This is a genomic window from Marmoricola sp. URHB0036 (assembly GCF_000426045.1).
In the GTDB taxonomy this organism is placed as follows: Bacteria; Actinomycetota; Actinomycetes; order Propionibacteriales; family Nocardioidaceae; genus Marmoricola.
Genome location: NZ_AUEP01000011.1, coordinates 125,418 through 149,626, shown reverse-complemented (window position 1 = coordinate 149,626; position 24,209 = coordinate 125,418). Strand labels below are relative to the sequence as shown.

30 protein-coding genes are annotated in these 24,209 nt (G+C 69.9%); 9 read left to right on the top strand and 21 right to left on the bottom strand.

Going from position 1 to position 24,209, the window contains the following annotated elements:
• Window positions 1-57 precede the first annotated feature (57 nt).
• From H976_RS26320 to H976_RS26315, 3 genes are all read right to left on the bottom strand, one after another.
• A complete protein-coding gene (locus H976_RS26320) occupies window positions 58-1,323 on the bottom strand; it encodes an NAD(P)/FAD-dependent oxidoreductase (RefSeq protein WP_051276816.1) in 1,266 nt (421 codons plus the stop codon).
• Window positions 1,324-1,356: 33 nt separating this feature from the next.
• Complete coding sequence (locus H976_RS0113965; RefSeq protein ID WP_027862052.1) at window positions 1,357-1,929, bottom strand: OsmC family protein; 573 nt, start codon at window positions 1,927-1,929, stop codon at window positions 1,357-1,359.
• A 101-nt stretch (window positions 1,930-2,030) separates the two neighbouring features.
• Window positions 2,031-2,462, bottom strand: a complete 432-nt coding sequence (locus tag H976_RS26315) for a MaoC family dehydratase (protein WP_036226391.1) — start codon at window positions 2,460-2,462, stop codon at window positions 2,031-2,033.
• Window positions 2,463-2,564: 102 nt separating this feature from the next.
• On the opposite strand from H976_RS26315, the gene H976_RS0113955 reads away from it, so the two are divergent.
• Window positions 2,565-3,314: a PIG-L deacetylase family protein gene (locus tag H976_RS0113955; protein ID WP_051276815.1), complete on the top strand. Its 750-nt coding sequence runs from the start codon at window positions 2,565-2,567 to the stop codon at window positions 3,312-3,314.
• On the opposite strand, the gene H976_RS26310 is transcribed toward H976_RS0113955, so the two are convergent.
• A complete protein-coding gene (locus H976_RS26310) occupies window positions 3,289-3,561 on the bottom strand; it encodes a hypothetical protein (RefSeq protein ID WP_036226388.1) in 273 nt (90 codons plus the stop codon). The two genes, H976_RS0113955 and H976_RS26310, sit on opposite strands and share 26 nt — an antisense overlap.
• 102 nt (window positions 3,562-3,663) lie before the next feature.
• Between H976_RS26310 and H976_RS0113945 the strand changes: the two genes are divergently transcribed.
• Window positions 3,664-5,151 (top strand): basic amino acid/polyamine antiporter, encoded by a 1,488-nt coding sequence (locus tag H976_RS0113945; protein ID WP_231388925.1) that lies wholly within the window; start codon window positions 3,664-3,666, stop codon window positions 5,149-5,151.
• A 13-nt stretch (window positions 5,152-5,164) separates the two neighbouring features.
• Here H976_RS0113945 and H976_RS26305 read toward each other — a convergent pair whose 3' ends face one another.
• The 12 genes from H976_RS26305 to H976_RS0113885 all read right to left on the bottom strand — a co-directional run bounded on the left by H976_RS26305 (window position 5,165) and on the right by H976_RS0113885 (window position 13,587).
• Window positions 5,165-6,616 (bottom strand): DUF2252 domain-containing protein, encoded by a 1,452-nt coding sequence (locus H976_RS26305; protein WP_196804077.1) that lies wholly within the window; start codon window positions 6,614-6,616, stop codon window positions 5,165-5,167.
• Window positions 6,617-6,633: 17 nt separating this feature from the next.
• Entirely contained in the window at window positions 6,634-7,059 is a 426-nt protein-coding gene (locus H976_RS0113935) for a hypothetical protein (protein WP_027862049.1), read from the bottom strand.
• Between the two features lie 113 nt (window positions 7,060-7,172).
• On the bottom strand, window positions 7,173-7,616 hold the full coding sequence (locus H976_RS0113930; RefSeq protein WP_027862048.1) for a pilus assembly protein TadG-related protein: 444 nt from the start codon (window positions 7,614-7,616) through the stop codon (window positions 7,173-7,175).
• A complete protein-coding gene (locus H976_RS0113925; RefSeq protein WP_027862047.1) occupies window positions 7,613-8,053 on the bottom strand; it encodes a hypothetical protein in 441 nt (146 codons plus the stop codon). The genes H976_RS0113930 and H976_RS0113925 overlap by 4 nt, the downstream gene beginning before the upstream one ends.
• A complete protein-coding gene (locus H976_RS0113920) occupies window positions 8,050-8,460 on the bottom strand; it encodes a TadE/TadG family type IV pilus assembly protein (protein ID WP_027862046.1) in 411 nt (136 codons plus the stop codon). The genes H976_RS0113925 and H976_RS0113920 overlap by 4 nt, the downstream gene beginning before the upstream one ends.
• Window positions 8,432-8,596, bottom strand: a complete 165-nt coding sequence (locus H976_RS30405; protein WP_196804085.1) for a hypothetical protein — start codon at window positions 8,594-8,596, stop codon at window positions 8,432-8,434. The genes H976_RS0113920 and H976_RS30405 overlap by 29 nt, the downstream gene beginning before the upstream one ends.
• 49 nt (window positions 8,597-8,645) lie before the next feature.
• Window positions 8,646-9,572, bottom strand: coding sequence for a type II secretion system F family protein (locus H976_RS0113910; RefSeq protein ID WP_027862045.1), 927 nt, complete (start codon window positions 9,570-9,572; stop codon window positions 8,646-8,648).
• Window positions 9,569-10,417 (bottom strand): type II secretion system F family protein, encoded by an 849-nt coding sequence (locus H976_RS0113905; RefSeq protein ID WP_027862044.1) that lies wholly within the window; start codon window positions 10,415-10,417, stop codon window positions 9,569-9,571. Before H976_RS0113905 ends, H976_RS0113910 begins: the two co-directional genes overlap by 4 nt.
• Window positions 10,417-11,673 carry a CpaF family protein gene (locus H976_RS0113900; RefSeq protein WP_027862043.1) on the bottom strand — a complete coding sequence of 419 codons (1,257 nt, stop codon included), beginning with the start codon at window positions 11,671-11,673 and terminating at the stop codon, window positions 10,417-10,419. Before H976_RS0113900 ends, H976_RS0113905 begins: the two co-directional genes overlap by 1 nt.
• Window positions 11,674-11,683: 10 nt before the next feature.
• Window positions 11,684-12,502 carry a GNAT family N-acetyltransferase gene (locus H976_RS26300; RefSeq protein WP_036226383.1) on the bottom strand — a complete coding sequence of 273 codons (819 nt, stop codon included), beginning with the start codon at window positions 12,500-12,502 and terminating at the stop codon, window positions 11,684-11,686.
• A complete protein-coding gene (locus tag H976_RS0113890; RefSeq protein ID WP_081682896.1) occupies window positions 12,496-12,963 on the bottom strand; it encodes a GNAT family N-acetyltransferase in 468 nt (155 codons plus the stop codon). Before H976_RS0113890 ends, H976_RS26300 begins: the two co-directional genes overlap by 7 nt.
• 3 nt (window positions 12,964-12,966) lie before the next feature.
• On the bottom strand, window positions 12,967-13,587 hold the full coding sequence (locus H976_RS0113885; RefSeq protein WP_036226380.1) for a GNAT family N-acetyltransferase: 621 nt from the start codon (window positions 13,585-13,587) through the stop codon (window positions 12,967-12,969).
• Window positions 13,588-13,728: 141 nt separating this feature from the next.
• Between H976_RS0113885 and H976_RS26295 the strand changes: the two genes are divergently transcribed.
• From H976_RS26295 to H976_RS0113870, 3 genes are read left to right on the top strand one after another with little or no spacing between them, the layout of a single operon-like run.
• On the top strand, window positions 13,729-14,388 hold the full coding sequence (locus H976_RS26295) for an RNA polymerase sigma factor (RefSeq protein ID WP_051276813.1): 660 nt from the start codon (window positions 13,729-13,731) through the stop codon (window positions 14,386-14,388).
• Window positions 14,385-14,675 (top strand): anti-sigma factor, encoded by a 291-nt coding sequence (locus tag H976_RS0113875; RefSeq protein WP_196804076.1) that lies wholly within the window; start codon window positions 14,385-14,387, stop codon window positions 14,673-14,675. Before H976_RS26295 ends, H976_RS0113875 begins: the two co-directional genes overlap by 4 nt.
• A gap of 53 nt (window positions 14,676-14,728) precedes the next feature.
• Entirely contained in the window at window positions 14,729-15,088 is a 360-nt protein-coding gene (locus H976_RS0113870; protein ID WP_027862039.1) for a VOC family protein, read from the top strand.
• Here H976_RS0113870 and H976_RS0113865 read toward each other — a convergent pair.
• The 4 genes from H976_RS0113865 to H976_RS0113850 are packed head-to-tail and all read right to left on the bottom strand — an operon-like array spanning window position 15,085 to window position 18,652.
• Window positions 15,085-15,903 (bottom strand): class II fructose-bisphosphate aldolase, encoded by an 819-nt coding sequence (locus tag H976_RS0113865; protein ID WP_027862038.1) that lies wholly within the window; start codon window positions 15,901-15,903, stop codon window positions 15,085-15,087. The genes H976_RS0113870 and H976_RS0113865 overlap by 4 nt on opposite strands.
• A complete protein-coding gene (locus H976_RS0113860) occupies window positions 15,900-16,817 on the bottom strand; it encodes a 1-phosphofructokinase family hexose kinase (protein ID WP_027862037.1) in 918 nt (305 codons plus the stop codon). Before H976_RS0113860 ends, H976_RS0113865 begins: the two co-directional genes overlap by 4 nt.
• Window positions 16,818-16,824: 7 nt before the next feature.
• On the bottom strand, window positions 16,825-17,703 hold the full coding sequence (locus tag H976_RS0113855) for an SIS domain-containing protein (RefSeq protein ID WP_027862036.1): 879 nt from the start codon (window positions 17,701-17,703) through the stop codon (window positions 16,825-16,827).
• Window positions 17,684-18,652, bottom strand: coding sequence for a carbohydrate kinase family protein (locus H976_RS0113850; protein WP_196804075.1), 969 nt, complete (start codon window positions 18,650-18,652; stop codon window positions 17,684-17,686). The genes H976_RS0113855 and H976_RS0113850 overlap by 20 nt, the downstream gene beginning before the upstream one ends.
• Window positions 18,653-18,750: 98 nt before the next feature.
• Here H976_RS0113850 and melA point away from each other — a divergent pair, with 98 nt between their 5' ends.
• Entirely contained in the window at window positions 18,751-20,061 is a 1,311-nt protein-coding gene (melA, locus tag H976_RS0113845) for an alpha-galactosidase (RefSeq protein WP_027862034.1), read from the top strand.
• On the opposite strand, the gene H976_RS0113840 is transcribed toward melA, so the two are convergent.
• Complete coding sequence (locus H976_RS0113840; protein ID WP_027862033.1) at window positions 20,036-20,803, bottom strand: DeoR/GlpR family DNA-binding transcription regulator; 768 nt, start codon at window positions 20,801-20,803, stop codon at window positions 20,036-20,038. The genes melA and H976_RS0113840 overlap by 26 nt on opposite strands.
• A gap of 150 nt (window positions 20,804-20,953) precedes the next feature.
• Between H976_RS0113840 and H976_RS0113835 the strand changes: the two genes are divergently transcribed.
• Genes H976_RS0113835 through H976_RS0113825 form a run of 3 tightly spaced genes read left to right on the top strand, consistent with a single transcriptional unit; the run spans window position 20,954 to window position 23,984 of the window.
• Window positions 20,954-22,234: an ABC transporter substrate-binding protein gene (locus H976_RS0113835; RefSeq protein WP_036226377.1), complete on the top strand. Its 1,281-nt coding sequence runs from the start codon at window positions 20,954-20,956 to the stop codon at window positions 22,232-22,234.
• Window positions 22,231-23,160 (top strand): carbohydrate ABC transporter permease, encoded by a 930-nt coding sequence (locus tag H976_RS26290; protein ID WP_196804074.1) that lies wholly within the window; start codon window positions 22,231-22,233, stop codon window positions 23,158-23,160. The genes H976_RS0113835 and H976_RS26290 overlap by 4 nt, the downstream gene beginning before the upstream one ends.
• The gene (locus H976_RS0113825) at window positions 23,160-23,984 is read left to right on the top strand and encodes a carbohydrate ABC transporter permease (RefSeq protein ID WP_036226370.1); all 825 of its coding nucleotides are present in this window, start codon (window positions 23,160-23,162) and stop codon (window positions 23,982-23,984) included. The genes H976_RS26290 and H976_RS0113825 overlap by 1 nt, the downstream gene beginning before the upstream one ends.
• The last annotated feature ends 225 nt before the right edge of the window (window positions 23,985-24,209 follow it).

Here is a 24,209-nt window from a genome sequence, read left to right as displayed (position 1 = left end):
GGGTCCCCGCGGTGTTGTTCGGGGGAGCGAAGCGGGGGAGAACAGCGTGGGGTGAACTCATGTCAGGGACTCCTCGATCGACCGGCAGTCAGCCCCTTCGCCGAGCAGGTGCCGGACGACGTCGCGTGCGTCGTGCCGGGCGCCGTCGATCAGGTGGGAGTCGCGTCGGTGCTGGAAGCGCTGGCCCACGGTGTAGACGCCCGGGGCAGCGGTGACGCCGCGGTGCTGGCGGATGCTGCCGTCCGGTCCCGTGACGGGCAGCCGCAGCCAGGGGTGGTGCGGCCGGAAGCCGGCGGCGACGACGACGGAGCCGATGCCCTCGGCCCGCAGGTCGAGCCGCCTCGGCTGTGGATCGATGCGCACAGGAGTCGGCCAGACCCCGGGCCACACCTCGCGGGTGAGCCCGGAGCGCTCGACGAAGGCGTCGACCCGCCCCAGCAAGCGGTGCATCGCCTGATCGGCGTCGGCCACGTTGTCGACGAGGTCGTCGCCGAACTCGGCCATCCGACCCGACACCCTCGTGAGGCGTCCGGCCAGCCGCACTCCGCGCGCCTGGAGCAGCCCGAGGTCGATGTCGGGCGCCGACCGCTGTGTGCAGGCGCCTCCCATCAGCTGGAGCGAGGGCTCCTGCCGGGCGGCGACGGGGTCGCGCATGTCGTCGATGTTGCGGGCCAGCCGTCCGGTGGTCTCCAGCCACCAGAAGATGTCCACGCCGCGATATCGGCGCGGCATCCGGGTGTGCCGACCGACGGCGAGCACGACCTTGCGTCCGGCGCGGGTGAGCTCGTCGGCGATCTGCACGCCTGAGGACGAGGCCCCGACGACGAGCACGCCGCCGTCGGGGAGCTGGCCGGGGTTGCGGTACTCGCTGGAGGTGAACACGTCGTCGCGAGCCAGACCAGCGGGGATCCGGGGGATCCCGTGGGGTCCGGTCGCGATGACGACGTTGTCCGCCTGCCAGGTCCCACGGTCCGTCGCGACGGCGTACCTGCTGCCGCCGCCACCCGAGACGCGGACCTGCTCCACCGTCGTACCGCCCTCGACGGGGGCGCCGAACGAGGCGGCGTACGCCTCGAGGTGGTCGACGAACGCGCCGGCCGAGAGGTACCCGTCGGGGTCAGGCCCCTCGTAGCTCCAGCCCGGCAGCCGCGTCATCCAGCTCGGCGTCAGCAGGTGGAGGGAGTCCCAGCGTTCGGTGCGCCAGCGCTCGCCCACGCGTCCCCGGTCGAGGACGACGTGGTCGCGGCCGGCGGCGCTGAGCAGCCTGCTGACGGCCAGGCCGGCGTGGCCCGCGCCGATGACGACGGTGTCGACGGTGGTCATGGGAGTCGTCCTGTTCGATCCGATGGGGAGGGTTCAGGACGTGACCACGTCGATGACGACCGACGTGGGGTTGGTGAGGGCGTCGTACACGGCAGAGCGCTTGCGCGACTGCTCGACCAGGCCACGCACCGTCTCGTCGTCCGCGTCGGCGTCGATGTGGAAGGTGACCTTGATCTGCTCGTAGCCGTTGCGCACCGAGCTGTCGCCCAGCCCGAGGATGCCGAGCAGGTTGATGTCGCCCTCGACGGTCGAGGAGACGCTGTTCAGCTTGACGCCTCGCGCCGACGCGATGTTCGCGATGCCCGAGGTGAGGCAGGCGGAGATCGCGTGCAGCAGGTACTCGACCGGGGTCGGGCCGATGTCGGTCCCGACGAGCACGGCCGGGTGGTCGGAGACGACCTCGGTCTCGGTGGCGTGCTGCATCTCCTGCATCGCGCCGAAAAAGCCGGAGTACGTCGACCGGCTGTGCGTCCCGCTGACCCACTGGGTGGTGGCGCGGAACTGGAACTTCGCGATCTCGTGCTGGCCCTTGACCGCGTCGAGGGTCGCGAACAGGGTGGCGACGTCGACGCCGTTGATGCTGGGGTTCTCGGTGGTGACGCTCATGGGTGTTCCTCCTGTGACGGCCGGATGCTCCGACCTGTTGATGTGTCACGGAGGACGCTAGAAACCGAGCCTTCCCGCGGCCTTCCCTGCGGATTCCGCGGTCAGGAAGGGTCCGATTCGACGGATTCGGCCACCACCGGGTCACGCCAGACCACCGCGGTCCCGTCCAGCACCACGACGCCGTCCTGGTTGGTGATCCTGCAGTCGAGGGTGGTGATCGGCTTGTCCTCGCGGACGCTGGTGGCCGTCACTTCGGCAGTGATCTCCTCGCCCGGGCTGACCGGCGCCCGGAACTTCCACGAGACCTCGAGGAAGACGCTGCCGGGTCCGGGGAGCTCCTCGGCCACCACGGCGTTTAGCAGGCCCGAGGTGACCCCGCCCTGGACGACGACCTTGCCGAAGCGTGACTGCGCGGCCAGGTCCTCGTCGTAGTGGATCGGGTTGCGGTCACCGCTGATCTCGGTGAACAGCTCGATGTCGCGCTGGGTGATCTTCCTGGTACGGCGCGCAACCGCGCCCACATGTGTGCTCATGCTCCCGGAGTCTGCCGCGACCGGCTTCCCACGACCTTCCTCCCTCGGTCGGGGGAACGGGTGGGAAGGACTGGGGAAGCCGGTCGGGGTGGGGTGAGAATCGTGACGGAGCACCTGATGGAGACCACGACGATCACCGACATCGACTCGCTGCTCGGCGTCTGGGCCCACCCCGACGACGAGGCCTACCTGTCGTCCGCCCTGATGGCGTCCGTACGCCGGGCCAGCGGCCGGGTCGCCGTCGCGACCGCCACCCGTGGCGAGCACGGCACCCCCGACCCCGACACCTGGCCACCGGAGAAGCTGGCCGGGATCCGGGCGCAGGAGCTCCTCGAGAGCCTCGGGCTCATCGGCGTCGACGACCACCAGTGGCTCGGCCACGCCGACGGCTCCCTGACCGACGTACCGTTCGAGGCCGGGGTCGCCCAGGTCGTCGCGCTGATCGAGCGCACCCGCCCCGCCGTCATCGTCACCTTCGGGCCCGACGGCATGACCGGCCACCCTGACCACCAGACCGTCTCGGCCTGGGTCACCGAGGCCTGGCGCCGCACCGGCCGCTCGGGCGCCCTCTGGTACGCGACGACGACCCCCGAGTTCCAGGCCGAGTGGGAAGACCTCCACCGGCAGCTCGGCATCCTGATCGACGAGGAGGTGGCGCCGGTGACGCAGGCTTCCGAGCTGGCCCTCGAGCTGCACTGCGACGAGGGCCTGCTCGACCTCAAGTACCAGGTGCTGCGGGCGCACGCGTCCCAAACGGCAGTCCTCGAGGAGATGCTCGGCACCGAGCTGTTCCGCCGCTGGTGGGCGACGGAGTTCTTCGTCGCCGCTACACCGGGAACGGACGCGGGGTGATCTCGGTGGCCGGGAGCCAGCGCTCCATGGTCACCCAGCCCACGGCGTCGACCCAGAGCAGGGTGAGCACGCGACCCTCCCAGCCACGGTTGCCCCGACGCCACTCGACGAGCAGGCTCGGCTCGCTGTCGACGAAGCAGTGCCGGGCGGGGCTGGGCGGTGTCGGTGGACGCCGCTGGTGGGTTGTCGTGCCGGCGACCCGCTCGGCGAGAGTGCCGTGCTCCCCCGTCCCGTAGCCACCGCGCATGGATCGATGGTCGCACAGGTGTTCGAACAGTGTTGCCCGAACCCGACCACCCCATTCGGGTGAAGGAGCCCGGCGAGCCCTGACCCTACGGTCGTGGGCACGATGACTACGCCGAGCACTCCTACGAGCGCCGTCCCGGCCGTCCAGGCCGCCGAGTCGGCGCCCGGCATCGTCGCGAAGATGTCCGTGCCCACCCTGACCGCCATGGTGGTCGGCAGCATGGTGGGGGCCGGTGTGTTCTCGCTCCCGGCCCGGTTCGGGGTCGCCACCGGGATCCTCGGCTCGCTGATCGCCTGGGCCGTGGCCGGCACCGGGATGCTGATGCTCGCCTTCGTGTTCCAGAACCTCGCCATCCGCAAGCCCGAGCTCGACTCCGGTGTCTTCATCTACGCCAAGGCCGGGTTCGGCGACTACGCCGGCTTCAACTCCGCGATCGGCTTCTGGGCCAGCACGGTGGCCGGCAACACCTTCTACTGGGTGTTCATCGGCGCCACCCTTGGCGCCTTCTTCGACAGCTTCGGCGACGGCGCCACCTTCCTCGCGGTGGCGGTCTCGACGGTCGGCGTCTGGCTGTTCCACACCCTGATCGCGCGCGGCGTACGAGACGCTGCCGTCATCAACCGCATCGTCACGATCTTCAAGATCCTGCCGATCCTGGTGTTCATCGTGGTGCTGTTCGTGTCCTTCGATGCTGGGGTGTTCGCCGACAACTGGACGGCGTCGTCGTACGGCGAGCTCGGCGACCTCAACGAGCAGGTCCGCAACACGATGCTGATCACCACCTTCGTGTTCATCGGCATCGAGGGCGCCAGCGTCTACTCCCGCTACGCCAAGAAGCGCGAGGACGTCGGCAAGGCCACCGTGCTCGGCTTCCTGAGCGTGCTCTCGATCTTCGCGCTGGTCACCCTCTCCAGCTACTCGGTGGTGCCGCAGCCCGAGCTGGCCAAGACACGGCAGCCCTCGATGGTCGGGGTCTTCCAGTCCGTGGTCGGCGACTGGGGCGAGGTGTTCATCAGCGTCGCGGTCATCGTCTCCGTGCTCGGCGCCTATCTGGCGTGGACGCTGATGGCGGCCGAGGTCATGTACATCCCGGCGCGGGCCGACGACATGCCGTCCTTCCTCGGCCAGGAGAACGAGCACGGCACCCCGATCACCGCCCTGGTGATCACCTCGCTGGGCGTACAGGCACTGCTCGCGCTCACGATGTTCGTCGACGACGCGCTCAACTTCATGCTGGACCTGTCCACGAGCCTGGCGCTGCTGCCGTACTTCCTGGCCGCCGCCTACGCCCTCAAGCTCGGCCTGACCGGCGAGACCTACGAGGGTGTCCCGGCCGGGGCGCGGCGCAAGGAGACGATCGTCGCCGGGGCCGCGACCGCCTACACGCTCTTCCTGTTCGACGCCGCCGGCATGAAGTTCCTGCTGCTCGCCACCGTGCTGCTCGCCCCAGCGGCGCTGCTCTACGTCAAGGCCCGCAGCGAGCACGGCAAACGGCTGTTCAGCCCCACAGAGATCGGCCTGCTGGTCATCATCGTCGCGGGCGGCGTCGCCGGGGTGGTCGGACTCTGGACCGGCCGCATCAGCATCTGAGCCCGTCCCCGGGTCAGACCTCCGGGCTGACCTCGAAGCGGTGCTCCCGGGCACCGTTGACGAAGCGGTTGAAGTCGCGCTCGTTCTGGTCGGCATAGGCCTCGGCGAAGTCGGCCATGGCCACGTCGAAGACATCACCCCGGCCCAGGTACGACGCGATGGCCACCCGGTCCCCCGACCGGGCGTGCGCACGCGCCAGGATCCACCCGCACACCTGGGCGTAGATGCGCATCGTGGACGGGCTCTGCCGGCTCACGTCGATCGACAGCTTCCAGTCCCAGAGCTGCCGGATGTAGAAGTCACGGGCCACACCGTCGACACCGGCGATCCGGGTCCAGCCCAGGAAGATGTCGGACGCCGCCTGGAGCAGCTGCTGGCCGACCACGACCCGCTGCCCCTGGTTCTCGTAGCGACTCCGGCCGGCGTACCCCGAGAGCACCGAGGGGCTCGCCTCCTTGAGCTGGAGCATCAGCGGCTCGTCGTCGACGATGCCGAGCATGAGCACCACCCAGGCCCGGGTGCCGACGCTGCCGACGCCCACGACCTTGCGGGCGGCGTCGACGAAGCGATAGCGCTCCAGCAGGCTGCGTCTCCCGGCCGACAGGCTGGCGCGATAGCTGCGCAGCGTCTGCTCGACGATCTCCTCGAAGGCATGGGCGTCGTGGGGACCCAGCAGCTCGGCGATCGGCACCACCAGCGGTGGGTCGCTCGCGATCCGGGGCGAACCGCCCTCGTCCCGGGTCAGCTTGGCCGCGGCCCGCGCGCTGTCCTTCGTCATCGACTTCTCGACGTTGCGGTCGAAGGCGCGCCTCGTCTTCTTGTCGAGCTGGCCACCCCAGCCCGCGCGCACGTCGGTGACTGTCATCCGCGAGTACCAGACCGCCAGGCTGCCCATGGTCGCGAACTCGCGCATCGCGTCGCGGTAGGCCGCCGCGGCGGACCGCACGACGGCGGCCCGGTCACGATCCCCGAAGCTCCTCTCCCGACAGGCGATGGCGAGGCTGGCCATCAGTCGCTTGACGTCCCATTCCCACGGTCCGGGCAGGGTCTCGTCGAAGTCGTTGAGGTCGAAGACCAGCTCGCGGTCAGGGGCGGCGTACCCCCCGATGTTGGAGAGGTGGGCGTCGCCGCACAGCTGGACGCTGATCCCGGAGCGCGGCGTGTGCGCCAGGTCGGCCGCCATGATCGCGGCCGCCCCGCGGTAGAACGCGAACGGCGAGGCCAGCATCCGGGCGTTGCGCAGCGGGACCAGCTCGGGCACCCGAGCGCTCGCCTGGTCCATCAGGATCGTCACCGGGTCGGCTCGACCGATACCCGGCTGCCACGCCCCCTGACTGACCCGAGGGGCGATCGAGCGCGCGACCTTGCCTCGTCGTACCTGCGCCTCGCGGTTGCCCACGCCCTCGTCGACGTGCGGCCACGCGCGCGGCTGAGGCCCCTCCAGGGGAGGGACTTCGCTCGCCACGCCGCTCGCCACGACCCCTACTCCCGCAGCTCGCCTCCGTGGACGATCAGCGCCCAGATCACCAGCACGTCGAGCCCGATCATGATCGTGGACCAGATCGGGTACGCCGCGAGGAACCCGACGTTGACGATGGCGCTCAGCATGGCGACCAGCACTCCGACGCTCCGCGCCCACACCTGGCCGACGAAGACCGCCAGCCCGGCTGCGAACACGATGACGCCGGAGATGAGCTGGATCCAGCCCCACGCGGTGTAGTCGATGTGCAGGGTGAGGCCCGACTTGCCCACCAGGAAGTAGTCGTCCTGGAAGAGGGCCACGAGCCCCTGGATGGCGTGGAAGACCCCGAGCATCACCATCATGATTCCGGCGAACACCACCCAACCGGTCCAGCCGGAGGTCCCGGACTGGGTCTGGTACTCGTTGGCGAGGTTGGGTTGGCTCATGCTGCCGCTTGGTCGACCGAACTCGGACACGTCGATCCCCTCTCTGGAGCCGAACTGACGCCCCCACCATCGGCGGCCGCGCGAGGCGCCGCCTCATCCGATCTGGGTGAGGTCTAGTCGGACACGACCACCACCGAGGCCGCCGTACCGCTCACGGCCACGTCAGTGCCGACGCCCGGCACGTGCAGCGGGAGGTCCATCGGCGCGACGATCCGCACCACGACGGTGTTGGTGGTGGTCTGCACGGAGTAGTCGAGACCCGGGAAGCGGCGGCGGATACCGCTGCTCGCGACGTAGTCCTCCACGTAGCGACGGGCCGCCACCGGGTCGATCTCGGCCCGCTTGCCGAGGCCGTGGGTGTAGACCTCCTCGCCCTGGATCCCGTCGGTCGCGGCAAGTGCAGCAGCGTCGGCGGCCGAGTTGAGTCCCTGCCGGCGCAGGTAGGCCGCCGAGGCATCCACGACCACGCCGACCATCATCGCCACCACGACCGCGAAGCCGATGATCAGCGGCGTCACCGAGCCGTTCTCGCTCTGCCGCATTCGGGGACGGCTCACGGGCGGGCCTCGCGGAAGGTGCCGTACGGCGCCTCGTGCTCGGAGTCGACCCGGATGGTCGGGGTGTTGGAGCCGAGCGCGGCCGGCATCAGGGGCAGCGACACGGCGGAGTGCACCTCGGCCCGCACCACGGAACCCGGCGTGAGGCAGTGGCGCGGGTCGGGACGACAGGTGATCCGCACCTCGGGCACGGTCTCGAGCCGCTGGTCGCGGTAGGCGAGCCGGACCGCCTCCCGGGCGCGCTGGTAGCCGGTCGCCTGGTCGGGGGCGGTCACGAAGGCACGACCAGCGGAACGGGCGGCCGCCGAGGCGGCGTACGCCGCGCGCTGGGTGTCGAACGCCGCGAGCACGATGTAGAGCAACGGCACGATCAGCAGGATCGCCAACCAGACGAACTCCACGATCGCGGTGCCCGACTCGTCACGTCTCCGCCTCACGGCGCCGTCTCCTGCACGCCGTGGCCGGTCACGGACAAGCCGACCGCCGGACCCCACAGCCCGAGCGCGGGGACCGAGGCACGCACGGTCACCGCGACGGTGGGCACTCCGTCCACAACCTCGCGGCGGGCCGAGACGTCGTCGGCGAACCGCGCCGCGATGGCGTCGTCGATCTGCGAGCGGGTGCGTGCCGCACCGTCGGCCGGCGTGCGGTCGATGTTCGCGCCGTAGCGAGCCCCTTCGGTCGCCGCGGCCGCCAAGGTGTTGCGGACGTGCAGCACCAGCCCGACCTGGATCAGGCCGAGCACGAGCGGCACCAGCACCAGACTGACGAGCACGAAGTCGACGACCGCCGCGCCGTGCTCGCCGCGGCGCCGGTCAGCCGGAGACCGAGGCCAACGCTTCACGCAGCATCGAGCCGAGCTGCGACCCGGCGATGGCCCAGAGGCCGGCGACCAGGCCGGCGGTCATCACTGTGATCAGCACCCAGCCGGGCACGTCACCGTGCTCGCCGCGGAGCCGGCGGCGGATCAGGTGTCTCATCTTCATTCCTCCTCATGACAGCTACGGGGTGACAGCTACGGGGTGACAGCTACGGCACGACCAGCCGCAGGCCGACCAGCCCGGGCCAGAACGCAAAGACGACAACGACAGGGAGCACCAGGAAGACGACGGGCACCATCATCAGGACCTCCCGCCGAGCGCCGGACTCGATCAGCGCGCGCCGACCGGCCTCGCGCACGTCACCGGTCTGGGCATGGAGTACGTCGGCCAGCGGAGTGCCTCGCTCGACGGCGATGGCGATCCCCTCGGCGAACCGGGAGACCACGGCCAGTCCGGAGCGGGCAGCCAGCTCGTCGAAGGCACGGGCGATCGGCGTACCGGTGCGGACCTGGGCGAGCACGATGGCCAGCTCGGCGGAGAGCTCGCCCTGCGTGCGTCGTACGACCCGGTCGAGCGCGGCCACCGGGCTCTCCCCCGCCGCCACGGCCAGCGCGAGCAGCTCGGCGACGGTCGGGAACTCCTGGAGAATGAGTCGTTCGCGGTGCGTGACCTGGGCAGTCAGCCGGTTCTCCCTGAGGAGTACGCCGAGCACGAACGCGATCGCGCAGAAGATCAGCAGCGGCACCGAACGCTCGGGCGACGACGCGGCGATCAGGCCGGACGGGACGGCGACGATCGCGAAGGCGACCAGTCCCCACACGACCTGCTCGACCCGGAACTGCGCGACGTCCGTCTCCAGGCCGGCGCGCTGCAGCCGTCGGCGGACCGACGCCGATCCGCCGAGCACTCGTTCGACGACCTGACCGGCTCCGGACAGCCACGGGCCGAAGACACCGGCGAAGGCGCTGGACGAGGACACCGGCGCCGGCAGTGTGTCCGGTCGCGGCAGGTCGCGGACATAGGGCAGCACCCGTACTGCGATCGGCGTACGACGGGCGTCGAGCACCGCCGTCACCACCAGCCAGCCACCGAGACCGAGCGCCGCACCGAGCAGGGCACCGACGAGCGGGCTCACGAGAGGATCCTCCGCTCGGTCGGGAGGCGGCCGATGCGGACCATCATGCGATAGGCGAACGCGCACGCCACCGCTCCACCGACGAGCACCACGACCCCGGCGCCGGTGGAGTAGCGCTGGATCACCTCGGGCTGGAAGCACATCATCAGCAGCACCAGCCAGGGCGCCGCGACGGCGAGCCGGGCACCGTTGACGGTCCAGGCCTGACGTGACTGGAGCTCGGCGCGCGTGCGGGCGTCGTCGCGCAGGAAGCCCGACAGGCTGCGGAGCAGGCGCCCGAGGTCACCACCGCCGACCTCGCGCGCCACCCGCAGGCTCTCCACCACCCGGTCCCCCACCGGGTCGGCCAGCCGATCCTTGAGCCGGTCGAGGGCGTCGCCGAACCGTCCGCTCACCTGGTAGTCCAGCGCGAAGCCGGCGAACGGCGCTCGCAGTGGCTCGGGCCCGCGCTCCGACAACGCCGACAGCGCCTCCGGCAGGGACATGCCGGCCCGTACGGCGCTCGCGAGGTTGTCGACCGCCTCGGGCCAGACCTCGGCGAACTCGCGCTGGCGACGCCGGGCCCGGCCGTTCAGCACCGCCACCGGCAGGTAGGCGCCCATCGCGCCGAACACCAGCGCGACCGGCACCGTCCGCGACGCGACCAGCACCACCGCGGTCGCCGTGAACCCGCACACCGCACAGACGACGAGGAAGCCGGCGACGCTGACCTCACCCAGACCGGCACTCGCCAGCAGTGGCCGAAGCCGGGAGGGCCGTGGTGCGGGTCGTGGCGCCGGCTCGCGGAACGACGAGCAGATCAGCACCAGCCCGACGCCGAACAGCAACCCGAGCACCGGACCCATCAGCCCGCCTCACGCAGGATGCGGTGCACGTCGATGCCGGCCCGCTCGAACGACTCCAGCCGCGTGGGCATGCCGCCGGTGGGCACGAGCTCGCCGCCCTTGCGGAGAAACACCGGCTCGGTCTCGACGATGTCGTTCTCGACCCGACCCGGGACCGCGACGATCTCGTTGACCCGTCGTACGCCTGCGTGGTCGATGCCGAGGTGTACGACGAGGTCGACCGAGCTCGCCACCGTGGGTACGACGAACCGAGCCGAGATGTTCTCCCCGGCCAGCAGCGGCAGCGTGCACAGCTTCACCAGCGCTTCTCGAGCACTGTTGGCGTGCAGGGTCGCGAGCCCCGGCAGCCCGGCATTCAGTGCCAGCAGCAGGTCGAGGCACTCGGCCGCCCTGACCTCTCCGACGATGATCCGGGTCGGTCGCATCCGCAACGTCTCGCGCACCAGGTCGCGCAAGGACACCTCGCCGGTGCCCTCGAGCCCGGCCTGTCGCGTCTGCATCGCCACCCAGTCGGGATGGTTGAACCGCAGCTCGAAGACCTCCTCGGCCGACACGATGCGGTCGCCGCCCGGGATGGCCGCAGCCAGGCAGTTCAGGAAGGTGGTCTTGCCGGTCTGGGTCCCGCCGGCGATCACGATGTTCTGGCCCGCGAGCACCGCGGCCTCCAGGAACCGTGCCGCGCCGGTCGGCAGCGACCCCAGCCGCACCAGATCGGTGAGCCGGGCCGCCTTCAGCACGAACTTGCGGATGTTGACCGCCGCGAACTCCCGACTGATGCCCTCGAGCACGACATGCAGCCGGTGACCGGCCGGCAGCATGGCATCCACGAACGGCTGCGACAGGTCGATGCGCCGGCCGCTCGACTTGAGCATCCGCTCGACGAGCTCCTGCACCTCGGACTTGCTCAGAATCACGTTGGTCAGCTCGTGCCGGCCGTTGCGTGCGACGAACACCCGGCTCGGGTCGTTGATCCAGATCTCCTCGACCTCGGGGTCGTCGAGGAACGTCTGCAGCGCCCCGAATCCCGAGACGCGCGCGACCAGCTCCCCGATCACGGCCACCGGATCGGGCACGGGTGTGACGACGCCGGTCAGGCTGCGCTCGTCGTGGGCTCGCACGACGTCCTCCGCGATGCGGCGGACCCGGGTCACGTCGAGCTGCGGGTCGACCCCTTCGCGGCGTACGACGGAACGCACCTGCTGGTCGAGCTCGCCGACGAGATCGACCGACGGAGTCCCCGAGACATCCACCGACATGGAGCAATCTCTACCCCCGGAATTGCGAGACGGAAACCACCGATCTGCGTCCTGTGGACAACGTCGTCACACCGGTCTCAGGAGTCGACTCACGACTCGGCGGCCCGAGCTCCAGGATGCGTCCGACGTCGCGGAACCCGCGGCCGGCGTACACGCGGCGTGCCATCTCCGTGGACTGCAGGGTCGCGGTGGTGCAGCTGCGTGACGCAGCTCCGTCCAGCAACGCCCCGACCACGGCCGAGCCCAGGCCTCGCCTGCGCGCGTGCTCGAGGGTGCCGACGTTGTAGATGCCGCAGTCGTCGTCGTGGTCGAAGCCCATGCCGGTCGCGACGGGCTCGGCCTCCAGACGACCGACCACCACGTGGAAGTCGTGCGGATCGGCTCCTGTGAGCAGTCCTGGGGGGAGCTCGAGCACGCGCAGGTACTCCTCCCAGCCGCCGAGTCCGACGCGGGAGTCGGTGGCACGAGCAGTGCCGTCGAGCTGCAGGCCCATGGCCCAGGTCGTCTCCTGGTGGACGAACCCCACGCTGGTCAGCTCCTCGAGCATCGCGGTGTCGGTCTCGTGCACCCAGGCGGCGTACGCCATGACGCCGGCGTCGCGGTACGTGGACCTCATCGCGTCCACGGCCGCACGCCGGTGCGGGGCAGAGAGTCCGTGACCGAGCACCGCGTTGTTGAAGACGCCGCGCTCTGGACCCTCGGTGAAGACCGCGACCTCGACGCCGGGGAGGTGGTGCACTGCGCCGCCGGCGATCGTCCGGGCGTACGACGACCAGCAGGCCACCGCCGTCCGGATGCCCCGCGCGTACAGCTCGAGGTCGCTCAACATGCGAGCTCGAACCAGACCTGGTCACGCAGGGGGATGCCGTCGACCTCCAGACCCGCCGGGTAGCCCTGCGCAGGTCCGAAGACGTCCTGGACGATGTGCGTCATCCGGAAGCCGCAGCGCTGGTAGAAGCGCAGGTTGCCGATGTCTGCCGTCGCGGTGGCCAACACGACCCGGTTCATCCCTGCTGCGCGCGCCTCGTCCACGGCTCGCGCCAGCAGGGCGCGCCCGACACCACGCCCACGCCGGCTCTCGAGCACGGCCGTATTGGTGACCTCCCAGACCCGGCCGTCGCGAGGGACGGCCTGGAGGTGTCCGACGGTCTCACCGGCCGCGGTGACCGAGACCCAGACCCGGCCGAGGTCGATGTAGCTGTTCAGGAGGTGATCGGAGTCCTCCGCCTCGCGGAACGACCACGCGATGTCACGGTGTGACCCCTTCAGCTCCTCGATGATGATGTCCATGAGTCAGACCGGCTCGGGATCGCGCCACATGGCGTTGACAGTCGGCCCGTCGTCCACCACGAACCGGCTGCTCCCCCGGAACCCGAAGCGCTCGTAGTACGACACGAGCTCGTCGCTCGCCTCGAGGTACGCCGGCGTCCCCTCGGCATCCAGCTCGCGCAGGTTCGCTCGCAACAGGCGCCCCCCGACGCCCTTGCCCCAGTGGTCGGGTCGGGTGCCGAGCAGGGTCAGGTACTGGTGCGGCTCGCTCGGCCGGACCTCCTCGAAGCGCTCGAAAGCACGGAGGACCGCTGCGGCTCCGTCACCCAGCGCCGCGCGCAGGACCGCGTCGATTCGCTCCTCCTGCTCCGGAGACAGCTCCCTGCCGCCCGGTGGGATCCACAGCGCCGCCGCACAACGATCGGCCGAGAGCCACACGTGGGGATGCGCCAGCGCACCCTCGACCACGATCCGGAAGACGGCCTCGCGACTCGCCCGTCGGGTCGCCGGATCGGGAAATGCCCAGGGACCCCACATGGGGTCGTCCCGGAACGCGTCGACCAGGATGCGGGTGACTACGGAGGCGTCGTCCGCCGTGGCCAGCACCGGCGCCTCTGTCTCGAGCGAGGCGTCGCACGCGCTCATGCCGACTCCACGTCGAGCTCGACGCGCGGGAGGTCGATGGCGGGCAGGGCGGACATGGGTCTCCTTCGATCGGATTTCGTCCTAGTGAGTCATCACTGGAGAAAGAGCGTTACGTCTGGGCTTCTCGAGAGACCAATAGACATGGAGCACGAGGTGGTACGCCGTGAAGGGGCTCCGGCGTACCGGGATCCGCAGGACGACGGGCCGGGGCATCGGGACGACGAGCACGAGCTCGTGGACCGGCTGCGCGCGAGCGACGAGGCGGCCTTCGTCGAGCTGGTGCAGGTCCACCACGCCGCGATGATCCGGCTGGCCCTGACGAGGGTGCGCAGCAGGGCGGTCGCCGAGGAGGTCGTCCAGGAAGCGTGGCTCGGGCTCCTCCGCGGGATCGAGACCTTCGAGCAGCGTGCCTCGCTGCGCACCTGGTTGTTCCGCATCGTGCTCAACCGGGCCATCAGTGCCGGCGTACGCGAGCGGACCCATCTGCCGGTCGGCGACGACGAGCTCGAGCACCGCGACGGCAGGTTCAGCCGGGACGGCTGGTGGGTGACACCACCGGCCCACTGGGCCGACGAGGTCGTCGACCGGGTCGCGGCGCCCGTGCTGGCCGAGCGCGTGCACGAGGTGATCGCCGAGCTGCCGCCGGGACAACGGGCTGTCGTCAGCCTCCGAGACGTCGAAGGGCTCAGCGGTGCGGAGGTCTGCGAGCTCCTCGACATCACCGAGGGGAACCAACGCGTGCTCCTGCACCGCGCACGCACCACGATCCGGGCCGCACTCGAGAAGGAGATCGCGCTGTGAACGTCCGTTGGCTGTGGCTCTTCCGGTCCGCCGCGCACGACATGACGTGCCGCGAGGCCGTCTCGCTCGTGACGGCCTACCTCGACGACGCCCTGGGGGTGGAGGACCACGAGCGCTTCGAGGAGCACCTCGGCGAGTGTCCGCACTGCCTCGAGCACCTCCAACAGATCCAGGCGACGATCCGCGTCACCGGGAGTCTGCGCACCGAGGACCTGGACCCGCGCCAGAGGGACGACCTGATGAGCCTCTACCGGCGCTGGCGGTCCATCGAGGTGGAGACCCGGTGAGTCGGTGGTCGGCTCGTCGACCCTTTGTCAGTGCCCGCGGCTAGCGTGCACGCATGGCTATCGCAGCGTTTCCCAGCTTTGTCATGGACTGCCCCGACCCGCGCGTCCTCGCCACGTTCTACGGCGACCTCCTCGGCTGGAAGGTCGACGCCTCCGACGAGTGGGGCGAGATCCGGTCACCGGACGGCAACCAGTGCATCTGCTTCCAGCCGGTGAAGGACTTCAAGGCACCGGTCTGGCCGGGCCAGGAAGTGCCCCAGCAGATGCACCTCGACGTGATGGTGCAGGACTTCGACTCGGCCGAGCCGGCCGTGCTCGAGCTCGGCGCCACCAAGCCGGAGCACCAGCCGGGCAAGACCTTCCGGGTCTACCTCGACCCGGCCGGTCACCCGTTCTGCCTCTGCACCGACTAGAGCGCGGTCAGCAGCTCCTCGACCACGTCGGCCACGGCGTCGCGGGCCCGCGACAGGTACTTCCGCGGGTCGGTGAGCTTTGTATCGGCGTCCAGTGACGCCCGGACCTCGGTGGTGAAGGCGACGTTGAGGGCGGTGCCGACATTGACCTTGCGGATGCCGGCCGCGCGAGCTTCCTTCAGCTGGGCGACGGGCACGCCCGACGAGCCGTGCAGCACGAGCGGGACCGGTACGGCGGCCGCGAGGCGGGTGATCAGGTCGCAGTCCAGCGTGGCGGTCTGCTCGGTCATCGCGTGGGTGCTGCCGACGGCCACGGCCAGGGCGTCGACGCCGGTCGCGGCCACGAAGTCGGCGGCCTCACCCGGGTCGGTGCGTACGCCGGGAGCATGTGCGCCGCCCTTGCCGCCGATCGCGCCGAGCTCGGCCTCGACCCACAGCCCGCGGTCGTGCAGCATCCGGGTCAGCTGCTGGGTCCGCTCGACGTTCTCGGCGTAGGGCAGCTCACTGCCGTCGTACATCACCGAGCTGACGCCGAGCACGGGCACCGCGAGGTCGAGCAAGGCCTGGTCGACGACGTGGTCGAGGTGCATCGACGCGGTGGCGTCGTGCGTGGCCACCAACGCGGCGCAGGCACTCAGCAACGGAGCCCCGCCGGAGTGGTAGCGGATCGCGTTCTCGCTGACCTGGAGCACGACGGGTCGACCAGCACGCACAGCACCGAGCAGGATGCCCTCGGCGTGCTCGAGGGTGATCACGTTGAACGCCACCACGCCCTCCCCCGAGGCGACGAGATCTCCGGTGCTCGCCGCCGTCATGCGCGGGCACCCACTCGCTCGACGACTACCTGCTCCGACAGCTCCTGGTGGTGCGCGGGGTCGAACTCGCCGGCGTACGGCGCCAGCACGGCCGCTCCGGACAGGGCGACCGCGTCGTGCAGGACGTCCGGCCACGGCGTACCCGTTCCGATCCCGCGCGTGAACGCGGCCAGCGCCGCATCACCGGCACCCGTCGGGTTGCCGTGCAGCGCGCGGGACACCGACCCGTGCCACAGCTCTCCGTCGGCCGCGAGGACGATCCCGTCGGCACCCAGGGTCACCGCGACGGCGGTGCCCGACTCGGCCGACAACCGCCGGGCTGCCTCCCGGGGGTCGGTGACATCGGTGATGTCCGGCAGCTCGGCCAGGTTCGGCTTGATCAACGACGGGCTGCCGCGCAGCGCGGCCGCGAGCGCGGGGCCGCTCGTGTCGACCACGACCGGCACGCCGTGTCGGGCGCCCACGCGGGCGAGCTCGCCGTAGGCGTCGACCGGAACAGCCGACGGCAGCGATCCAGCGGCGACCACGACCGAAGCCTCCGACAGCTGCTCCTCAACACGGGCCAGGAAGGACGGCCACTCGGTCAAGGTGCAGCCCTCGTTGACGATCGTGGCGTCGCCGGCCTCGTCGCTGACGATGGTGACCGTACGACGCAGCTCGGTCGCGGTGTCGACGGCGTCGAGAGCGATGCCGCTCTCGGCGAGGTCGGCCGCGAACAGCTCGCCGGTCGGGCCGCCGACCGGTGCGACGACCACGACGTCCTCACCGAAGGCGTGCAGGATCCGCGCCACGTTGACCGCCTTGCCGCCGGCGCGCGCTGACACGGTGTGGGCCCGGTTGGTGGCGTGCTCCCGGAAGCGTTCGACGCCGTAGGTGACGTCCCACGCCGGGCTGGGCGCCACGCAGACGATCATCCGGGCATCATGGCGCGCCGAGCACCACCGAGCGAGTCAGGTTCCGTGGCCGGTCGGGGTCGAGCCCGGCAGCCTCGGCGAGCCGGACGGCGAGCAGCTGCACGCGCAGCAGGTCGCTCACCGGGTCGAGGTCGTCGCACACCACGGTCGCGCCGGTGGCCCTGACGTCGTCGAGCAGGTCGTGGACCGGCTGGCCGAACACCCAGACGACACGACCGGGCTCGGCGATGGAGATCGGGCCGTGGCGGTACTCCATCTGCGGGTAGGACTCGGTCCACGACCGCGACGCCTCTCGCATCTTCAGCGCCGCCTCGCGGGCGATGCCGTGGGGCCAGCCCTGACCGAGGAAGGTGTACTGCGACGCCGCGTCCACCCGCGGGTCGGGCGTCTCTCTGAGCACCTGCTCCGCCTCGGCGATGACGTGGTCGAGCGACTCACCGAGCGACGCACGCAGCAGCATCAGGGTGGTGGTCGCGAAGACGGTCTGCACGACGGACTGCTCGTCGGCGAAGTCGAGCACCACGCAGTCGTCGCTGACCTCCCCGACCGGGGTCGAGGCGTCGGTGACGATCGACGTACGACGAGCAGAGGTGCCGGCGAGTGCGTCGACCACCTCGGTCGTCGTACCCGACCGGCTGATGGCGAGCACGCGGTCGTACTTCCGCGACGAAGGCAGTGCGCTGGCGGTGTAGAAGTCGGTCTCCCCCATCCCCGCGCTCTCGCGCAGCGCGGCGTACGCCTCGGCCATGAACCAGGACGTGCCACAGCCGATCACCGCGACCCGCTCCCCCCGTTCGGGCAGCGCGGCAGCTAGCGAGGGCAGCAGCTCGATGGCGCGCCTCCACGATGACGGTTGCGACTCGATCTCAGAGCTGACGTAGGACATCGGCGTCCCTTCCGGGTGAGGAGAGCTGGTCGATGGTCGGCTGGCCGCCGGTGCCGCCCAGCGCAGAGGTGGAGATGGCTCCGGCCAGGCAGGCCCGGCGCAGGCATTCCTGCGGGTCGAGACCACGTAGGAACGAGTCGAGGTACGCCGCGTCGAAGGTGTCGCCGGCGCCGGTGGCATCGAGCGTGACGACCGCGGTCGCCGCCTCGCGAAGGACGTGGCCCGACCGGTCGACGCTCACCGCACCGGCGGCTCCGTCCTTGACGACCACCACGGGCCCGGCGGCGGCCAGTGCTGCAGCGCCCGCTTCGACATCGGCTGGAGCGGCGCCGGTCAGCCGGCCGGCCAGGCCGAATGCCTCCTGACGGTTGGGCAGCAGCAGGTCGAGGTGCGGCAGCAGGTCGGCCACCCCGTCCCAGCGCTCCGCGGGGTCGAAGTTCGTGTCCAGGGACGTAGTCAGGCCGCGGGATCTCGCGTCCTCCAGCAGGCCGGGCAGGTCGGGCGCGAGCGCACCGAGCAGGTAGTACGACGCGACGTGCACGTGACGGACGCCGTCGAGCACCGCCAGGTCGAGCGCCGACTGGACATCCACCCGGGAGAGCAGCGGAATGGCGCCCAGATAGGTCAGCACCGCGCGATCGTCGGGACTGGTGAGCACGATCGTGATGCCGGTCGAGTGGTCCTGCTGGCGCAGCAGCGCCGTGGTCTCGACCCCGCCCGCCGACAGCAGCTGTCGCATCAGGTCACCGAGCAGGTCGGACCCGGTGGCGGCCACGAGTCGCGTCGACCGACCCAGACGCGCCAAGCCGTTCGCGAGGATCCCGCCGGACCCGCCGATCACGAGGTCGGCGCCGTCCAGGAGCTGCTCCACCTGACCGAATCGGGGAACCACGTCGCCGCTGAGGATCAGGTCGGGATTGGCATCACCCACCACCAGGACGTCGGTCACGGTGGTCAGTCTGCACGCCTAGGCGCTGAAAAGTCCACACTCAATCAGATTCGATGATCGACCTTGTTCATTTCGTGCGCGACTGACATGCTCCACGGGTGACGACCATCGTCTTCATGGGAGCCGGCTCGGCCGAGTTCACCCGACAGCTGCTGCGCGACCTGCTCACCTTCGACGACCTCCCGGGGCTCGAGCTGGTGATGCACGACATCGACCGCGACCGGCTCGCCCTGGCCGAGCAGCTGGCCCACATCTCGCTGCGCCACCACGGCCGCGAGGCCGTCGTACGCGCGACCGCCGACCGGCGCGAGGCACTGGCCGGCGCGGACTTCGTGATCAACACCGTCAACATCGGCGGCCACGCCGCGACGCTCACCGACTTCGACGTGCCCGAGAGCTTCGGCGTCCGTCAGACCATCGCCGACACCCTGGGCGTCGGCGGTGTCTTCCGAGGACTGCGCACCTTCCCGTTCCTGGACGCCCTGGCCCGGGACATCACCGAGGTGTGTCCCGACGCCTGGCTGCTCAACTACACCAACCCGATGGCGATGAACATCGGCTACCTCGCCGCGACGCACCCCGGCGTGAAGGTGCTCGGGCTGTGCCACTCGGTCTACTGGACCCTGGTCGACCTGTGCGAGCTCGTCGGCGCCCCGTTCGAGGAGATCGACTTCCGCAGCGCCGGGGTCAACCACCAGGCCTGGATCCTCTCCTGGGAGCTCGCCGGCGAGAACCTCTACGACCGCCTCGACAAGCTGGTCGCCGACGACCCCGACCTGCGTCGCCGGGTCCGGGTCGACATGTACCGACGGCTGGGCTACTACCCCACCGAGACCAGCGAGCACTCCTCGGAGTACGTGCCGTGGTACCTCCATGACGACGCCGAGATCGAGCGTCTGCGCCTGCCGATCCGTGACTACGTCGGCATCAGCGCCGCCAACGTCGAGGAGACGACGCGACTGATCGCCGAGGCCGCGACGGGTGAGTACGTCGAGCCCGAGGAGGATGCGGCGGAGTACGCACCCCAGGTGATCCACAGCATGGTCACCGGGCGCCGCCGCGAGATCCAGGCCAATGTCGTCAACCACGGCCTGATCGACAATCTGCCGCACGGAGCGCCGATCGAGGCCCCCTGCGTCATCGACGCCGACGGCGCCCACCCGGTCGCGGTCGGCGCCCTGCCCGCCCAGTGTGCGGCCCTCAACCGCACCTTCCTCTCAGTCGTCGACCTCACCGTGCGCGCCGCCACCGAGCTCCGACCCGAGCACATCCGGCACGCGCTGATGGTCGACCCGAACACGTCGGCCACGCTGGACGTGCACGCGATCTGGGCCCTTGCGGACGCGATGGTCGCGGCCCACGAGCCGCTGCTGCCGACCGAGCTCAGGGCTCGGCTCGGTGCACCCTGAGGCCTGCTCGCTCGAGTTCGGTCACGTCGGCGTCCGTGGCGTCGGAGTCGGTGACCAGGTCGGAGACGGCGCTGAGCTCGCTGATGCGGGCGAAGCCGCGACGTCCGATCTTGGCCGAGTCGGCGACCACGATGACCCGGGCGGCTGCGCGCACCAGGCAGCGGTTGGTCTGGGCCTCGACCTCGTGATGGGTGGTGAGTCCGGCGCTGGCACTCACGCCGTCGACGCCGATGATCGCGACGTCGAGGTTGATGTTGCTCAGGGTCAGCTCGGCCAGCGGCCCGACCAGCTCGTAGGACTCGCTGCGCGCGCTGCCGCCGCACACCACGAGCTCGATGTTGGTGCGTACGGCGAGCTCGGCTGCGATGTTCAGGGCATTGGTGACGACGCGCAGACCGGTGCGCCCTGCGAGCGCGCGGGCGACCTCGGTGGTGGTCGAGCCGCCGTTGAGCCCGACCGAGGTCACGTCCTTGCCGAGCAGGCCGACGGTGTACTTGGCGATCGCCCGCTTGGCGTCGTGGCGCTGCCCCCCGCGGTAGCGCATCGGCAGCTCGTAGAGCACCCCCGAGGAGACAGCGCCGCCGTGCGTGCGGGTGAGCAGCTGCTGGCTCTCGAGCAGCTGGAGGTCGCGCCGTACGGACGCCTGGGAGACCGAGAGCTGGCCGGAGAGGTCGGCGACATCGACGGAGCCGTGCGTGCTCAAACGCTCAAGGATGACTCCGAGACGGTCCTGTTGACGCATGATGTGCACATTACGCGCAGGGAAGGCGTTCGATCCAGCGTCAAGACTCTTGTCCTCACGCTCAATACGTGCAAGTCTGCTCATCTGTGGCGAGCGAATCTGCACGACTCGCTCCGAGACCCTCAGCCTCGATGAACCAGGGAGCCTGACATGGCGTTGACCACCAAGGCGGCCGCCGGACTGGCTGGCCTGCTGGCCCTCGGAGCCGCGCTCGCCGGCTGCGGCGGGAGCTCCGGCAGCGACGGCGGCACCACGATCACCGTCTGGCACGGCTACACCGACGTGGAGGCCAAGGCGATGACCGCCCAGGTCAAGCAGTGGAACGCCGACCACCCCGACGAGAAGGTCAAGCTCGTCTACAACAGCGGCAACGACAATGCGCTGCAGAAGACCGTGGCCGGCTTCACGGCCGGCAACTATCCCGACGTCGCCTACGAGTTCGGTTCGTCGGCCGCCGCGCTCGCACGCCAGCCCAAGCTGATCGACCTCACCGACACCGTGAAGAAGCCCGCCTTCAACTGGGACGACTTCTACCCCTCCGAGCAGCAGGCGGCCGAGGTGAACGGCAAGGTGCTCGGCGTACCCGCCCTGGTGGACAACCTCTCTCTCGTCTACAACAAGGCGCTGTTCAAGGCCGCCGGCGTACCCTTGCCGACCGCGTCGTGGAGCTGGGACGACTTCCGCAACGCCGCCAAGAAGCTGACCGATCCCGCCAAGAAGACCTACGGCTGGGCCTACGTCAACGACGGCAGCGAGGACACCGTGTGGCGCTACCTCCCGCTGCTGTGGCAGGCCGGTGGGGAGCTCCTCAACAGCGACAACACCAAGCCTGAGTTCGACTCCGCCGCCGGCAAGGAGGCGCTCGACCTGCTGAAGGGCATGGCCGTCACCGACAAGTCGGTCTACCTCGACAACGGCAACGGCAACTACCTGAACCTGTTCAACAGCGGCAAGATCGCGATGCTGTGGACCGGCCCGTGGGACCTGTCCAGCATCAACGCCGACGTCGACTACGGCATCACCCTGCTGCCCGGCCACGACGGCAACCACGAGACCATCTCGGGGCCAGACCTCTACATGGCCTTCGACCACTCCAAGGGCCGGTCCGAGACCGCCGTGAAGTTCATGACCTGGCTGACCTCGGCGCCGGTGCACCTCCAGTTCGCGATCGCCACCGGTGACTTGCCACTGCGCAAGTCGGAGAGCCAGCTCCCGGAGTACTCGACGTTCCTGGAGAAGTACCCCGCCAACAAGGTGTTCGTCGACAACCTGAACAACGTCAAGCACGTACGGCCCAACATCGCGTCGTACTCCGAGGTCTCGACGGCGGTGGGCCAGATGGTCCAGTCGGTGCTGCTGGGACAAGCCGAGCCGCAGGAGGCTCTGGACACCGCAAGCGACCAGGTGGCGAGCGTATTGGCCGGTCAGTGACCGCTGCCCTCTTCCCCGCCACCGCGGGGCGTCGTACGAAACCGTCCTCGAAGAAGAGCGCCGACCAACGCGCGGCCTGGGGCATGGTCGCTCCGAGCGTGCTGCTGATCGGCCTGTTCGGACTGGTGCCGGTGGCGTGGTCGGTGGTGCTGTCCTTCCAGCACAGCGACCTGCAGACGCCGGCCACCTGGGCGGGCACGAGCAACTACCGCGAGCTGATGCACGACCCGGTCTTCCGAGAGTCGATCCGGCACACCGTGGTCTACACGGTGCTGTTCGTGCCGATCACGCTGGTCTGCTCGTTGCTCGTCGCGGCGGCCCTCAACCGGCGGCTGCGCGGCATCTCGCTCTACCGGTTGGCGGTCTTCGTCCCGGTCGTCACCTCCACGGTGGCGACCGGCGTCATCTTCTCCTGGCTGCTCGACCCCGACTACGGCATCGTCAACGCCCTGCTCGACAAGGTGGGGCTCCCGCAGAGCGGCTTCTTCTCCTCGCCGGACTCCGCTCTCTACACGATGGTCGCCATGACCACGTGGGGGTGGGTCGGGTTCGGCGCGCTGATCTTCCTGGCCGGACTCCAGTCCATCCCCCAGGACCTCGTCGAAGCCGCCCAGATCGACGGCTGCACGCGGACACGGGCGTTCTGGCTGATCCAGGTGCCGCTGATGCGACCGATCATCGGCTTCATGCTCGTGTGGCTCACGATCAACGCGCTGCAGCTCTTCGACGAGGTCTACGTGACCACCAAGGGCGGTCCGCTGCACGCGACCACGGTGGTCGTCTACTACCTCTACCAGCAGGCGTTCGTGTACTTCCACGCCGGCTACGCCGCCGCCATCGCGTGCCTGCTGTTCGTCGCGATCCTCGTCATCACCGTCATCCAGATCCGCGTCAGCCGCGATCGTGACCTGGACCCGAGCGGCTGATGGCGCGCTCACTCCGGCTCCGCGCACCGTCGCCCTGGCACCTGGTGCTGCTGCCCCTTGCCCTCGTGATGCTGGTGCCGCTCATCTGGATGCTGGTCACCAGCCTGTCCACGCTGGCCGAGACCCATCGCTTCCCGCCCGGGCTGCCCTCCTCGTTGCACTGGGAGAGCTACGCCCAGGCCTGGAACGACTCCCCGCTCGCTCACTGGCTGCTGAACAGCACGATCGTCTCGGTGACCTGCGTGGTCAGCAACCTGGTCCTGTGCAGCCTGGCCGGCTACGCCTTCGCGCGGATCCCGTTCGCCGGCAGCCGACTGCTGTTCCTCGGCATCCTGGCCACGCTGATGGTGCCGTTCCAGGTGGTGATGATCCCGACCCTGCTGATCGTCAAGCAGCTCGGGCTGGTCGACAGCCTCCCGGCCCTGATCGTTCCCAACCTGGTCACCCCGTTCGGCATCTACCTGCTCCGACAGTTCTTCCTCAGCCTCCCGGCCGAGCTCGAGGAGGCCGCGACCATCGACGGTGCCGGTCGGGTGCGCATCCTGTTCAGCATCCTGCTCCCCCTGATGGGGCCACCGCTGAGCACGGTCGCCGTACTCACCTTCCTCCAGGTGTGGAACGACTTCCTGTGGCCGTTGGTCGTCACCTCCTCGCCCGAGACGATGACCGTCCAGCTCGGCCTGGCCAGCTTCCAGAGCGCGCACTTCACCAACTGGCCGGTGCTGATGGCGAGCACCCTGCTCAGCCAGCTGCCGGTGCTGCTGCTGTTCCTGTTCGGCCAGCGCTACTTCGTCCGCTCGATCGCCACCACCGGGATCAAGTGACTGGTTGAGGGTGGACGGTCGCCTGGGCGTGGGTGTCGTTGGCGATGCTTCCGTACCTGCTCGGTCTGGTCGGGGCTCCGGGTTGACGGGGTACGTGGTCGACGTCCGCGGTGGTTGCGGTGGCGTCCCGGCGCCGTCGGTCGACTTACGGTCGCTCGGCTCGAGATCCTGTGGTTGCGGTGGCTGGGTTTCGGAGAGTGGGTCAGTCACTGTTGGTCGGTGGTT